Annotated in this window: 10 protein-coding genes; 7 read left to right on the forward strand and 3 right to left on the reverse strand. The window is 63.0% G+C overall.

Features of this window, described 5'->3' with window-relative positions:
- The first annotated feature begins 41 nt into the window (after positions 1–41).
- On the forward strand, positions 42–188 hold the full coding sequence (locus ASG39_RS22985) for a DUF1127 domain-containing protein (protein ID WP_082476848.1): 147 nt from the start codon (positions 42–44) through the stop codon (positions 186–188).
- A 248-nt stretch (positions 189–436) separates the two neighbouring features.
- On the opposite strand, the gene ASG39_RS02120 is transcribed toward ASG39_RS22985, so the two are convergent.
- Entirely contained in the window at positions 437–1768 is a 1332-nt protein-coding gene (locus ASG39_RS02120) for a dicarboxylate/amino acid:cation symporter (protein WP_062592340.1), read from the reverse strand.
- A gap of 211 nt (positions 1769–1979) precedes the next feature.
- Between ASG39_RS02120 and ASG39_RS02125 the strand changes: the two genes are divergently transcribed.
- The 3 genes from ASG39_RS02125 (at position 1980) to ASG39_RS02135 (ending at position 8173) form a co-directional block, all read left to right on the forward strand.
- Positions 1980–3830, forward strand: a complete 1851-nt coding sequence (locus ASG39_RS02125) for an ATP-binding protein (protein ID WP_062592342.1) — start codon at positions 1980–1982, stop codon at positions 3828–3830.
- Positions 3827–5176 carry a sigma-54 dependent transcriptional regulator gene (locus ASG39_RS02130; RefSeq protein ID WP_062592345.1) on the forward strand — a complete coding sequence of 450 codons (1350 nt, stop codon included), beginning with the start codon at positions 3827–3829 and terminating at the stop codon, positions 5174–5176. Before ASG39_RS02125 ends, ASG39_RS02130 begins: the two co-directional genes overlap by 4 nt.
- Before the next feature lie 210 nt (positions 5177–5386).
- A complete protein-coding gene (locus tag ASG39_RS02135; protein WP_062592347.1) occupies positions 5387–8173 on the forward strand; it encodes an EAL domain-containing protein in 2787 nt (928 codons plus the stop codon).
- A 104-nt stretch (positions 8174–8277) separates the two neighbouring features.
- Here ASG39_RS02135 and ASG39_RS02140 read toward each other — a convergent pair whose 3' ends face one another.
- Positions 8278–9999 (reverse strand): PAS domain-containing methyl-accepting chemotaxis protein, encoded by a 1722-nt coding sequence (locus tag ASG39_RS02140; RefSeq protein WP_062592348.1) that lies wholly within the window; start codon positions 9997–9999, stop codon positions 8278–8280.
- A gap of 321 nt (positions 10000–10320) precedes the next feature.
- On the opposite strand from ASG39_RS02140, the gene ASG39_RS02145 reads away from it, so the two are divergent.
- A complete protein-coding gene (locus ASG39_RS02145) occupies positions 10321–10728 on the forward strand; it encodes a DUF4112 domain-containing protein (RefSeq protein ID WP_062592350.1) in 408 nt (135 codons plus the stop codon).
- Between the two features lie 108 nt (positions 10729–10836).
- Positions 10837–11043, forward strand: coding sequence for a hypothetical protein (locus ASG39_RS02150; protein ID WP_062592353.1), 207 nt, complete (start codon positions 10837–10839; stop codon positions 11041–11043).
- 134 nt (positions 11044–11177) lie between these two features.
- On the opposite strand, the gene ASG39_RS23595 is transcribed toward ASG39_RS02150, so the two are convergent.
- A complete protein-coding gene (locus ASG39_RS23595; protein WP_132532133.1) occupies positions 11178–11369 on the reverse strand; it encodes a hypothetical protein in 192 nt (63 codons plus the stop codon).
- A gap of 233 nt (positions 11370–11602) precedes the next feature.
- Between ASG39_RS23595 and ASG39_RS02160 the strand changes: the two genes are divergently transcribed.
- Positions 11603–12967 carry a pilus assembly protein TadG-related protein gene (locus ASG39_RS02160; protein ID WP_062592357.1) on the forward strand — a complete coding sequence of 455 codons (1365 nt, stop codon included), beginning with the start codon at positions 11603–11605 and terminating at the stop codon, positions 12965–12967.
- The last annotated feature ends 48 nt before the right edge of the window (positions 12968–13015 follow it).

A 13015-nucleotide genomic window follows, 5' to 3' on the forward strand; every position in this document is an offset into this window, starting at 1 on the left:
GTGTTTCGAGGCCCCCTTCAAGACCTTGGAAAGGGAACATCATGAACGTCGCTCGCTCTTTCACCACCTGGCGCAAGTATCGTCAGACCGTCAACGAACTCGGCCGCATGTCGACCCGCGAACTGAACGACCTCGGCATCTCCCGCAGCGAAATCCGCACGGTCGCCCGTTCGGCTGCCGCTCTCTGATCGACCGTCGAATGACTGCTGCCGGCCTCAGCCGGACGGCTCCACCCAAACGCCCGCGCCTCGTCGCGGGCGTTTCGCGTTTGCGGATGAGGCGCGGGCGGACGTGGTCCGCGTATTTTTCCGTCTGCTGATCGCTCAAACCAAAACCCCCGCTTGCGGCGGGGGTTTTGGCCTTGGGAGGCACCCCGCAGCGATGCCGGGGGGAGTTCGGGACCAGACGCTCAGAAGGCTCTGGCGCCGGACGACAGTTACTCGGCCGCGTGGAGCACCGGAACCGGCTCGAGGAGCGGCGGTGCGTTGCCGGCCAGCGCTGCGGCGAGCTGGTCCTTGTCCAGTTCGTTTTCCCACCGGGCGACAACCACGGTCGCGACCGCATTGCCGATGAAGTTGGTGAGGGCACGGCACTCGGACATGAAGCGGTCGATGCCGAGGATCAGCGCCATGCCGGCGACCGGGACCGAGGGGACGACCGAGAGCGTGGCGGCAAGCGTGATGAAGCCCGCGCCGGTGATGCCGGCGGCACCCTTCGACGACAGCATGGCCACGAGCAGAAGCAGGATCTGATCACCGTAGGTGAGCGGCGTGTCCGTCGCCTGGGCGATGAACAGGGCGGCAAGGGTCATGTAGATGTTCGTGCCGTCGAGGTTGAACGAGTAGCCCGTGGGGATGACGAGGCCGACGACGGAGCGCTTGCAGCCGGCCCGTTCCATCTTTGCCATCAGGCCGGGAAGCGCTGCTTCCGACGACGATGTCCCGAGGACGAGCAGCAGCTCTTCCTTGAGGTAGCGGATGAGCGCCACGATGGAGAAGCCGTTATAGCGGGCGACGGCGCCGAGGACGACGAAGACGAAGATCGCTGCCGTGAGATAGAAGGTGCCGATCAGGAAGGCGAGGTTGGCGATCGAGCCGATGCCGTACTTTCCGATGGTGAAGGCCATGGCGCCGAAAGCACCGATGGGGGCGGCCTTCATGAGGATCGCCACGAGGCGGAACATGGGGGCGGTCACGGCATTCAGGAAGTCCGTGACGGGACGGCCCTTGTCGCCGACCATGCCGAGCGCGATGCCGAACAGCACCGAGAAGAACAGGACCTGCAGGATGTCGCCATCGGCAAAGGCGCCGACGATCGTCTGCGGGATGATGTTCATGAGGAAGCCGATGATGCTCGCCTCATGCGCCTTCGCCGTATAGGTCTCGACCGCCGTGGCGTCGAGCGAAGCGGCGCTGATGTGCATGCCGGCACCCGGCTGGACGACGTTTGCGACGACGAGGCCGACGGCCAGCGCCAGCGTCGAGAAGGTCAGGAAGTACAGCATCGCCTTGCCTGCGACGCGGCCGACCTTCTTCAGGTCCGACATGCCGGCAATGCCGGTGGTGACGGTGAGGAAGATGACCGGTGCGATGATCATCTTGACGAGCTTGATGAAGGCATCGCCGAGCGGCTTCAGCTGGGTTCCGAGCTGCGGGTAGAAGTGGCCCAGCAGGATGCCCGCGATGATCGCGGTGAGGACCTGGAAATAGAGATGCCGGTAAAAGGGCAGCTTTGCGCTCGGTTCCATGGGTTCAGGTATCGCGTGCATATCGTTCCTCCTTGCGTCCCCCGCCGACAGGCTCTCCCGGGACTGTTCCTTCTCGGAACTATGATTGCAAAGAGCGTGCCAGTTTTGTCTCGCAGGTCTGGCGGTTGTTTTCATTCAGCTAAATTTTACAACCGTTCTTTCTCAGATGCGGTGAATGCGGATATCCGCACAGTGCGGTTTGCGATGTGTCCGGATTTATGCACAATGGGACATGCACCATCCGCTACCGAAACCGTCCGTCTCCCGCTCGCGGAAACGCCTCCTCCCCTGGATCGTTCTCGGGGCCTTGGTGCTTGCGGGCCTTGTCGCGGCGATGGTGGCAGGGTCGTATTTCGGGCGGGAAGATGCGCTGCGGACGCTGGAGGCCCAGGCCCGGACCGATACGAGCCTCAAAGTTGCGCATTTGCGGGCGGTTCTCGAGCGTCCGCGCGCCTTGCCCATGCTGCTTGCCCGCGATCGCCAACTGGCCGATACGCTGGAGCGACCCGATCCGCAGCGGAGCATCAGTCTCGATCGAAAGCTGGAGGAGATCGTCGCGGATACCGATGCCGCCGTGATCTACGTGATCGGGCGCGACGGGATCGCCATCGCGTCGAGCAACTGGAAGGAACCGACGAGCTTCGTCGGCAACGACTATACGTTCCGCGAATATTTCAGCAAGGCGATGACGGCGGGCACGGCGGAGCATTTCGCCCTTGGTTCGGTCAGCAAGCGCCCGGGTCTTTATATATCCCGGCGGATCGAAGGCGCATCCGGACCGCTCGGCGTGGTCGTTGCGAAAATGGAGTTCGACCAGATCGAGACCGACTGGCGCAGCGCGGGACGACCCACCTTCGTCACCGACCTGAACGGCGTCGTGCTGATCACCAGCATCCCGTCCTGGCGGTTCATGGCGATGACGCCGATCGCGTCCGATCGCCTCGCCGCCATCCGCACCAGCCTCCAGTTTGGCGATGCGCCCCTGACGCCGGTGCCGATGACGGTTCTCGAACCGGTGTCGGCCGGCGTCGAGCGGGTCAGTGCCGTCATGCCGGGGGAGCGTCAGCGGGATTTTCTGCGCCTGGCCGTCGCCGTGCCATCGACGGATTGGCGGCTCGATTATCTTGTCGAGACGGATGCTGCGGTTGCCGCCGCCGTCCAGAGCAAGCGCCTGCTCGGCCTTGCCATCGTGGTGCCGCTTGCAGCGCTCGCAGCCGTCCTCACTGCCCGCCGGCAGCAGGCGATCGGTCGGCTGGCGCGGGAACTGGCCGCGCGCGAAGAGCTCGAGCGCCGCGTGCGGGAGCGCACGGAGGCGCTGACGTCGGCCCGCGACCGGCTGGAGGACGAGATTGCCGGACACCGGGCGACGGAGACGACGCTTCAGGGCGTGCAACAGGAGCTTGTCCATGCCAACCGGCTTGCCATTCTCGGGCAGGTGGCCGCGGGCGTCGCGCATGAGATCAACCAGCCGCTCGCCACCATCCGCGCCTATGCCGACAATGCCCGTGTCTTCCTGACGCGGGCACAGCCGGGGCCAGTCGACGAGAATCTCGAAAGCATCGCCGCGCTGACGGATCGTATCGGCAGCATCACCGACGAGCTGAAGACGTTTTCGCGCAAGGGCCGTGCCCCGGCCGGGCCGGTCTCGGTCCGTGCCATGCTGGAAAGCGCCGTGATGCTGCTGAAGAGCCGGTTTGGCGGGCGGCTCGATGCGCTGCAGATCGACTTGCCGGAGGACGCCCTTCTCGTTCTCGGCGATCGTGTGCGGCTGGAGCAGGTGCTGATCAACCTCCTGCAGAATGCGCTGGAGGCCCTGTCCGGCCGTTCCGATGCCCGGGTGGATGTCGCGGTCGAAACGGAGGGCTGCGATGTCGAACTGCACGTTCGCGACAACGGTCCGGGGATTTCTCCGGAGATCATGAGCGCTCTGTTCACGCCGTTCAACACGTCCAAGGAGCAGGGGCTCGGCCTCGGGCTCGTCATCTCGCGCGACATTCTGGCGGATTACGGCGGGCGCATCGCGGTCGAGAGTTCGGATGCGGGCGCGCATTTCACCATTCACCTGAAAAGGGCGACGGTATGAGCGACGTCAACGTTCTCCTTGTCGATGACGATCCGGACCTGCTGAAGGCAACGCGGCAGACGCTGGAACTCGGAGGCTTCACCGTTCAGGCGGTGTCCTCCGCGCGCGAGGCGCTCCTGGGGCTCGACCGGCGCTTTGCGGGCGTCGTCGTCACGGATATCCGCATGCCGCAGATCGACGGGCTGGAGCTGTTCGACCGTGTCCGCCGCATCGACCCGGATATTCCCGTGATCCTGATGACGGGCCATGGCGATATTCCCATGGCGATCAAGGCGATCCGGGATGGCGCCTATGATTTCCTGCCCAAGCCATATCCGACGGACCGATTGGTGCAGGGGGTTTTGAATGCCGGGGAGAAGCGGCGGCTGGTGCTGGAGAACCGCGCGCTGCGGGAGGCCGCGGACGAGGCCCAGGACGGCGGCCTGCTGATCGGCCAGACACCGGCGATGGAGCGACTGCGCGAAACCATCCGCCAGATCGCCGACACGGATGTGGACGTGCTGATGACCGGCGAGACGGGCAGCGGCAAGGAGGTCGTGGCGACGCTTTTGCATCGCTGGAGCCGGCGGGCGAAGGGGCACTTCGTCGCGCTGAATTGCGGGGCGCTTCCGGAACAGGTGATCGAGAGCGAACTCTTCGGCCACGAACCCGGCGCCTTCACCGGCGCGCAGAAGAAGCGGGTCGGACGGATCGAGCATTCGAGCGGCGGCACGCTTTTTCTGGATGAAATCGAGAGCATGGCGCCGGCGACGCAGGTGCAGATGCTGCGCGTGCTGGAAATGCGCGAGGTGACGCCGCTGGGCACCAACGAGGTGCGCCCGGTCGATCTGCGTGTGGTGGCGGCGACGAAGGTCGACCTTGGCGATCCGCGGGCGCGCGGCGATTTTCGCGAGGATCTCTATTACCGACTGAATGTCGTCACCCTCTCGATCCCGCCGCTGCGCGAGCGCCGCGACGATATTCCCCTGTTGTTCTCGACCTTTGCAGCCCGTGCCGCAGCGCGGTTCAAGCGGGACGTTCCCGCCATGACCGACGCCGTGCGCCGCTATCTGGCCGAGCATGACTGGCCGGGCAACGTGCGCGAACTCGGCCATTTCGCGGAGCGAACGGTTTTGGGATTCTCGCCGGACGGTCCGTCCAGGGGCAGCCTCGATGTGGCCGATGCGGGAACCGGCACGCTGCCGCAGCGAATGGATCGCATCGAAGCGGACTTCATCCGCGCGGCACTGCGCGAGACCCAAGGGGATGTGCAGCGCACGATCGAGGCGCTCGGCATTCCCCGCAAGACCTTTTACGACAAGCTGCAACGGTACGGCATCGTACGAAGTGATTTCGCGACGCGATAAAGGTGAGATTTCGACCCTAAATTTGGGACGTCTTAAGCCTGTTTGAAGGTTTGGTGGATAGCGTAGGGTTCGTCATTGGCGGAGCCCGTACCGGGGCCTCTCGCCGATGACCTCACATCTTTTCCCGCGCAGTCAGCCGATAGGGTGCCTGCCAATCCGATCTCCCGACCGTCGCGCGCTTCGCCGCGATGCGGTCGCCATGAGGCATCCATGCTCCGTGTTCTCTCCTGCATGTCACTCGAGCATGATGTGCGTCTGGTCGTTCTGGCGGCTCTTCTCTGCCTTGTCTCCTGCGCTTCGGCCATGATGCTGCTGAAGCGGGCGCATCGCGCGGACGGTTTTGCCCGGTGGATCTGGCTCGCTGCCGCCGGCATTTCAGGCGGCTTCGGTATCTGGGCGACGCATTTCGTCGCAATGCTTGCCTATGAGGCTGCGCAGGTGCTCGGTTACGACCCGTCGCGCACGCTGGCATCGCTCGCCATCTCGATCGTCACCACGTTTCTCGCCGTCGCCGTCGCGACCTTGCTTGCGGGCCGCGCGGCCTATGTCATGGCCGGGCTGCTCTTCGGTCTCGGCGTCTCCACCATGCATTTCGTCGGCATGACGGCCATCGAGTTCCCGGGCGAGATCCTCTGGGACGTCCATCTCGTCTGGAGTGCCATCCTTTTTGCCGTGCTCTTCTCCGTTGCGGGATTTGCAGCCGTCCGGCACGGGCGTTGGGGCGCAAGGCGGCTGGCCTCTGCGGCGAGCTTTCTGGCGCTCGGCATCGTCTCCATGCATTTCACCTCGATGGGCGGCGTGACCATGACGCCGGTCGCGGACTCGCCCTTGCCATCGAACCTCCTGTCGCCGGCCCTCATGGTGATCGTCATCGTCGCGACCGCGACGTCGCTGTTGTTCTCCGTGCTCGCGGCCGCGCTGTTTGCGAGCCGCACCGAAACGGCGACCCTCGCCACGAACGCGCGGTTTCGGCATCTTGTGCAGGGGGTCAGCGATTACGCCATCTATCTGCTCGATCCCGCCGGCTTCGTCACCAACTGGAATGTCGGCGCACAGCGTCTGAAGGGCTATGTCGATCGCGAGATCGTGGGCCGGAATTTTGCGCTCTTCTACTCGGAGGAGGATCGTCGCGCACGAGCGCCGGAACAGGCGCTCGAAACGGCACTCCTCACGGGCAAGTTCGAGACGAACGGATGGCGCTACCGCAAGGATGGAACCAGGTTCTGGGCCTCCGTCGTCATCGATCCGATCTACGACGAGCACAAGGTCCATATCGGCTTTGCCAAGATCACGCGGGACTGCACGGAGGCAACCGACAGTGCGGCGCGCCTGCTGGATGTCACCAACAACCTCTCGATCGCGCTCAACACGATGGGGCACGGGATCGCGCTGTTCGACGCGAACGAGAAGCTCATTCTCCATAACGAGCTGTTCCGGGAGATCATCGCGTTTCCGCCCTCGCTCAATATCGTCGGGCGGAGCTTCCATTCGCTCTGCTACGAGCGCTTCAAGACCGATCAGACCGGATCGACGAATGCGGACGGGCTCTATGCGCTCCATCGCGCGCTGTTCATGGCTCCCGCTGGTGGCGAGACGGCGCGGGAGGTGGCCAACGGCCGGAACATCCGCACCGTGCATCGCCCGACGGGCGACGGCTCCTTCGTGATGACGCTGGAAGACATCACGGATCGCGTGCATGCCGAAGCAAAGATCCGGCATCTAGCGCGGCATGATGCCCTGACGGGCCTTGCGAACCGCCACCAGTTCGCCGAACGGCTGGACGCCGCCATCGACAGCGTCAGCGGGTTGGAGAAGGTCGCCGCGATCTGCATCGACCTTGACGAGTTCAAGGAGATCAACGACCGTTACGGCCATGCGATGGGCGACAAGGTTCTCTATGAGCTTGCCGGACGGATGCAGCGGCTGGTCGGTGAGAACGAGGCCGTGGGTCGCTTCGGCGGCGACGAATTCGTCGCCTTCAAGCGCTTCCTGGAGGACAAGGACCTCGAGGATTTCATCGGGCGGCTGTTCCGGGCACTGAACGAGCGCATCGTCATCGACACGACCGAGATCCTGCCCGGTGCCAGCATCGGCGTCTCGATCTATCCGCTGGATGCGCCGGATCGCGAGAAGCTTTTGAACAATGCCGACATGGCGATGTATCGATCCAAGGCACAGCCCGACCAGCGCATCAGCTTCTACGAGGCGGCGATGGACGAAGCGGCGCGCGAGCGTCGTGCCATCGGGCGCGACCTCGGCGTGGCGCTCGAAGAGAAACAGTTCTTTCTCGTCTATCAGGTTCAGAAATGCGCGCGCACCCGCAAGACGACCGGCTACGAGGTGCTTCTGCGCTGGCGGCATCCCCGACGGGGGCTGATCTCGCCGGCGACGTTCATCCCCATTGCCGAGGAATGCGGACTGATCTCCGCCATCGGCGACTGGGTTCTGGAGGAGGGCTGCCGGGAGGCTGCCGAATGGAATCTCGGTCACAAGATCGCGGTCAATCTTTCCCCCTTGCAATTGGGCGATGTCGCGCTGGTGGACAAGGTCCGTTCCGCGCTGCTGCGCACGGGTCTCTCGCCGTCGCGCCTGGAGCTGGAGGTCACCGAAAGCGCCATCATCGGCGACAAGGGCAGGGCGCTGCACATCCTTCGCCAGATCCGCGCGATGGGCGTGACGATCGCGATCGACGATTTCGGCACCGGCTATTCCTCGCTTGAAACGCTGCGGGCGTTCCCCTTCGACAAGATCAAGCTCGACCGGAGCTTCGTCCAGGATTTCGACGGCCGCCAATCGCGCGCGTTCATCCGCGCCATCGTGGCGCTCGGCAACAGCCTCGATGTCACGATTCTTGCAGAGGGTGCCGAGACCGAGGACCAGCTCGACGTGCTGGTTGCCGAAGGCTGCGATGAAGTGCAGGGTTTCCTCTTCGGCCGTCCCTGCCCGATCTCGGAGCTCGCCGATCTGTCGCTCGATCGTCCGGCACTTACCGCCTGAAACCGCCCCCGTCCGGAAACAGGCATGAGAGACGCATAAAAAAGCCCGGTCTCAGCAACCGGGCTTTCGTTCGATGGCAGCGCGAAAGCCGTTCGCCTCACGCGTCAGGCGCTCTTGCGAAGTCTCCCTTCGCCCTGTTCCGCGTTGTGACGGTCCGGCTTGAAGGTGCCGGGTTCGCGAATGGTGGTTCGGCGGTTCAGCTGGAAACGGCAGACGAGATCGGCAAGCACGGCTGCGCCCTGCGCCAGGGTGTGGCTCAGTTCCGTGGTGCGCGCGACCATGGCGGCGTTTTCCTGGGTCATCCTGTCGAGATTGTTGACCGAGGCGCTGATGTCGCCAAGGCCGGTGGTCTGGTCCGAGGTCGCGGCGGCGATCGCATCGATGTTCTCGTTGATGGCGGCCACGAAAACCTCGATCTCGGTCAGTGCCCTGCCGGTATCGCCGACGAGGCGGACGCCTTCGACGACTTCGTTGGAGGCGTTCGAGATGAGGCCCTTGATTTCCTTTGCGGCGCGCGCCGACCGTTGGGCGAGTTCGCGGACCTCCTGGGCGACCACGGCAAAGCCGCGACCCGCTTCACCGGCACGGGCCGCCTCGACTCCGGCGTTCAGCGCCAGCAGGTTGGTCTGGAAGGCAATCTCGTCGATGACGCCGATGATGTGGCCGATCGAGGCCGAGGCGGTTTCGATCCGCTGCATGGCCGCCACGGTGTCGCTGACCACCATTGCCGAATGGCCGGCCTGCTCCTTTGCCTGCTTCACGAGATTGCGCGTGTCCTGCACGCGTTCGTTCGACTGGCGGACCGTGACGGTGATCTGTTCCAGCGCCGATGACGTTTCTTCGAGCGCAGTGGCCTGTGCATGGGTCCGCTCGGCAAGAATGTCGGACGCTTGACGCATCGTATGGCTGTGGCCGTTCAAATTCTCGGTTTGCCCGAGCACATCGACCAGTGTCTGCTGGAAGCCGCCGATCGACAGGTTGAAGTCGTGGCGCAGCTGTTCGAATTCCCGCGTGAACGGGCGGTCGAGCGTCTGGCGGATATTGGCCTGTGCCAGACGGCCGAGACCGGCGCCCAGTTCCTCGACGGCGCGGACCCGCTCGGTCATGTCGGTCGCAAACTTCACGACCTTGATGACGCGGCCGCTGTCGTCGACGATCGGGTTATAGGTCGCCTGGATATGCACGCGACGGCCGTCCTTACCGAGACGCAGGAACTGGTCGGTCACGAAGGCGCCGCCGGCGAGGTGTTCCCAAAAGGTCCGGTAGGCTGCCGACTGCACATAGTCAGGTTCGCAGAAGATCGCATGGTGTCGGCCCACGATCTCCTCCAGCTGGTAGCCGAGGACCGAAAGGAAGTTCTCGTTCGCGGTGACGATCTGCCCCCCGGGCGTAAACTCGATGACGGCCTGCGCGCGCGACAAGGCGTCGAGCTTGCCCTTGTCGCTGAGGCTGGTGATCTTCGATTGAGTGATATCGGTCGCAAATTTCACGACCTTGACCGGGCGCTTTCCCTTGAAGACGGGATTGTACGATGCCTCGATCCAGACCTCGCGACCGCCTTTGCCGAGCCGCTTGTACTGCGCCTGCTGAAACGTGCCGTCTGCAAGCGCACGCCAGAAGGCGACATAGGACGGGGAGCGCGCTTCGTCCGGCAGAACGAACATACTGTGATGGCGCCCAACGATCTCCTTGCTGTCGTAGCCCATGGCACGGCAGAAATTGGCATTTGCGCGCAGAATCTTGCCCGTGAGATCGAATTCGATAATCGCTTGCGACTGGTTGAGCGCTTGCATGATGGCGCTATCGGACAGGGAGAAAATCGACATTCGGCTGGGATCGCTTCTGACAGGAGAACGGGTGGGCGGTTCACCCCGAAAATAGGGTGTGAATTTAAATTATCTTTTAATTTCAATTGAGTTCGTACGGTAACGCACGGAAAATCCTGCGATGTCTGCGAAGCGCTCGTCTCTGCAGCGCATGGTTCTTGCAGAATTCCGAGCAGGGCATTTGAAGTTGCGCGGGAGCGCCCGGGGACACTGAACGGCGGTGTATGTAACCCTTTTGCGACAATCGAAAGGAGGGGAGCCTTGTGCCGCGGCAAACACTCTCCATATGCAATAGAGAGCGAACACGGGAGACGAAGGACGATGCCAAGCACAGCCTATGCGGCAGACTTCACGCGCGCCGCCGACGATGTCGGGCGTGCCGAACGCCTGCGGCGTCTGCGCCGGTTGGCAAAGCTCGCGCGGATCATGGACACCGCCGTCGGCATCCCCGGAACACGGTTCCGCTTCGGTGCGGACGCCCTTCTAGGCCTTGTTCCGGTCGTCGGCGATGCCAGCGGCGCGATCATCGGTCTTGCGATCGTCAACGAGGCCCGGCGGCTCGGCGTGCCGAAGCGAAAGCTCGCGCGGATGCTGTATAATCTCGGCGTAGACGCGACCGTCGGTGCCGTTCCCTTGGTCGGCGATGTCTTCGACGTCTACTTCAAAGCCCACAAGAGAAATATCCGGGTGATCATGGATCACTTCGAGATCAGCGATCGCGATCTCTAATCGCGCAAACGTCCCGTATTCCGGTCATTTTAGACATATTGCGAACAAATGATGGAACCAGTTTGACTCTGCTTCCATTCCGAGGAGTCTGAAAAAGGAGAAGAGATCATGCCCATGTCGAAGCAGGCCATTCCGGTCGCGCAATCGAACGTCGTCACGGCCCGCGAAGCGCTGGAGCCGCTGTTCGTGAAGCTGGAAGTGGAAACGGATGCGCGCCTGATAAGGGCGGCCGTCGGCGCCGGCTGGACAGCGGAGGAAGCGGTCGCCGCGATCGACGATCTGCGGCGTCAGGACGTCGCGCCGTCGCGCCATTGAGTGGTCCCGGCATGCGTTCTTCGTGGCAAGAGCGCGTTTCTTGCCGGCGAACGTAACAAAGGCCGGGTTTGCCCCGGCCTCCTCGTTCTTTTAACATCCGCAACCGCGTCATCAGCGGGCTGGACTTATGCCCGCTAGTGCTGGGTTTCGGACTGCGGGTCCGAATAATCCCAGTTCTTGCGGGCGAACTGGATGGCCGCTGCCTCTGCGCTTTCCTTCGTTCTGAAGCGCTCCGCGAGCACATGGCTCCGGTTGCGGCACTGGAGCAGGACCGTTCCGCTTCTGAAGTCGTATTGCACTCTCAGATGATCCGACGTTTCCATCATCATTCCTCCCATAGGCTTCGGCGACTCCTCATCGCAGTTGTAAATGTATGCGATCATGCGACCGACGCAAGGAAACTTAACCGTAAATACATTCACGGTTTCATGATCGGAACCTCGATCGCTGAATAAGTGTATCATTTGTTATCTCGTTTACCGCGCTGCTTCACGCACTATTGAAAGCAATCGCTTACGATCATCGAGCGCCGCCAGATACGGCGCCTGGGGTCGTTATCATGTTCAAGCGTTTTCTCGCCGATCGTTCCGGCAATCTGGCCATTATCGGCTCTCTGTCGCTCCTTCCGCTTCTCGGGACGGCCGGGCTTGCCCTCGACATCAGCAATGCGATCAAGGTCAAGTCGGAACTGCAAGGGGCGGCGGACGCGGCGGTCGTCGGATCCATCACGGATAAATCGGATGGCGTGGCGCAGGCGATGGCCATGTCGGCGGACGGCACGGTGAGCCTGAGCGAAACCGAGGCGCGCCAGATCTTCAATGCCCAGCTTTCCACGACGGCGGTCTCAGACGTGCCCGGCCAGGCGGTGCAGCCGCCGCCCGAAGACATGGAGACGGCGGCCAGAGTCTTTACCGTCAGCGCGGTGAAGTCCGGACGCGACATCAATGTGTCGGCGTCGTTCTCGACGCTCGTGCCGACGACGTTCCTGCGGATCTTGGGGAAGGATTTCATCCGGGTCGATGGCGTCGCCAAAGCGACGTTCCAGTCCAACTCGTTCATGGATTTCTACATGCTGCTGGACAATACGCCTTCGATGGGCGTGGGTGCGACCCCGGCGGATGTGGACAAGCTGATCGCCGCGACGAAGAACGCATCGGATGCGGGTTCGCGCAACTGCGCTTTTGCCTGCCACATCGTGTCCGAGAAGGGCGATGCCGACAAGAACAGCAACTATTTCGTCGCCCGAAAGGTGGGTGCCACCATCCGCATCGATGTCGTGGCGCAGGCCGTGGCCGCGTTGACGCGCGAGGCGGAGAAGACGGAGACCTACACGAACCAGTATCGGATGGCGGCCTATACGTTCGGACAGAAGGCGGAAGATGCCAAACTCTATCAGGTGTCCAAGCTCACCGATGACCTGAAGGATATCCAGACCAAGGCGGACACGATCTCGCTCATGAGCATCCCGTATCACGGATATAATGGCGACCAGATCACCAGCTTCGATCAGGCGCTGACGAGAATCAATACGGAAATCCCGGCGCCTGGCGACGGATCGACGGCGGCGAAAGCCGAAAAGGTCGTCTATTTCGTCGCCGACGGCGTCGGTGACAGCTACAAGCCGAGCGGTTGCACGAAGAAGACGACGGGCGGCCGGTGCCAGGAGCCGATCGACGTCAGCTTCTGCAAGACCATCAAGGATCGCGGCGTCAAGATCGCCGTGCTTTACACGACCTACCTGCCGCTGCCGACGAACGACTGGTACAACAAGTGGATCAAGCCGTTCCAATCGGAGATCGGCACGAAAATGCAGGCCTGCGCCTCTCCCGGGCTCTATTTCGAGGTCAATCCGTCCGACGGGATCGAGTCGGCGATGAAGGCCCTCTTCGTCAAGATCATCCGCAGCCCGCGCCTGACAGGCTGAGGCCGGCTCCGGCCGCCAAAGGGCGTCCTTCGGCGATCCTCTGTACAT

The sequence above is a fragment of the Rhizobium sp. Leaf371 genome (genome assembly GCF_001424045.1).
Lineage (GTDB): Bacteria > Pseudomonadota > Alphaproteobacteria > Rhizobiales > Rhizobiaceae > Ferranicluibacter.

Coding starts and splice junctions, on each gene's coding strand:
- ASG39_RS02140 (WP_062592348.1), bottom strand. CDS start 9,999: ATGTCGATTTTCTCCCTGTCCGATAGCGCCATCATGCAAGCGCTCAAC.
- ASG39_RS02150 (WP_062592353.1), top strand. CDS start 10,837: ATGCCCATGTCGAAGCAGGCCATTCCGGTCGCGCAATCGAACGTCGTC.
- ASG39_RS02125 (WP_062592342.1), top strand. CDS start 1,980: ATGCACCATCCGCTACCGAAACCGTCCGTCTCCCGCTCGCGGAAACGC.
- ASG39_RS02145 (WP_062592350.1), top strand. CDS start 10,321: ATGCCAAGCACAGCCTATGCGGCAGACTTCACGCGCGCCGCCGACGAT.
- ASG39_RS02135 (WP_062592347.1), top strand. CDS start 5,387: ATGCTCCGTGTTCTCTCCTGCATGTCACTCGAGCATGATGTGCGTCTG.
- ASG39_RS02160 (WP_062592357.1), top strand. CDS start 11,603: ATGTTCAAGCGTTTTCTCGCCGATCGTTCCGGCAATCTGGCCATTATC.
- ASG39_RS02130 (WP_062592345.1), top strand. CDS start 3,827: ATGAGCGACGTCAACGTTCTCCTTGTCGATGACGATCCGGACCTGCTG.
- ASG39_RS22985 (WP_082476848.1), top strand. CDS start 42: ATGAACGTCGCTCGCTCTTTCACCACCTGGCGCAAGTATCGTCAGACC.
- ASG39_RS02120 (WP_062592340.1), bottom strand. CDS start 1,768: ATGCACGCGATACCTGAACCCATGGAACCGAGCGCAAAGCTGCCCTTT.
- ASG39_RS23595 (WP_132532133.1), bottom strand. CDS start 11,369: ATGATGGAAACGTCGGATCATCTGAGAGTGCAATACGACTTCAGAAGC.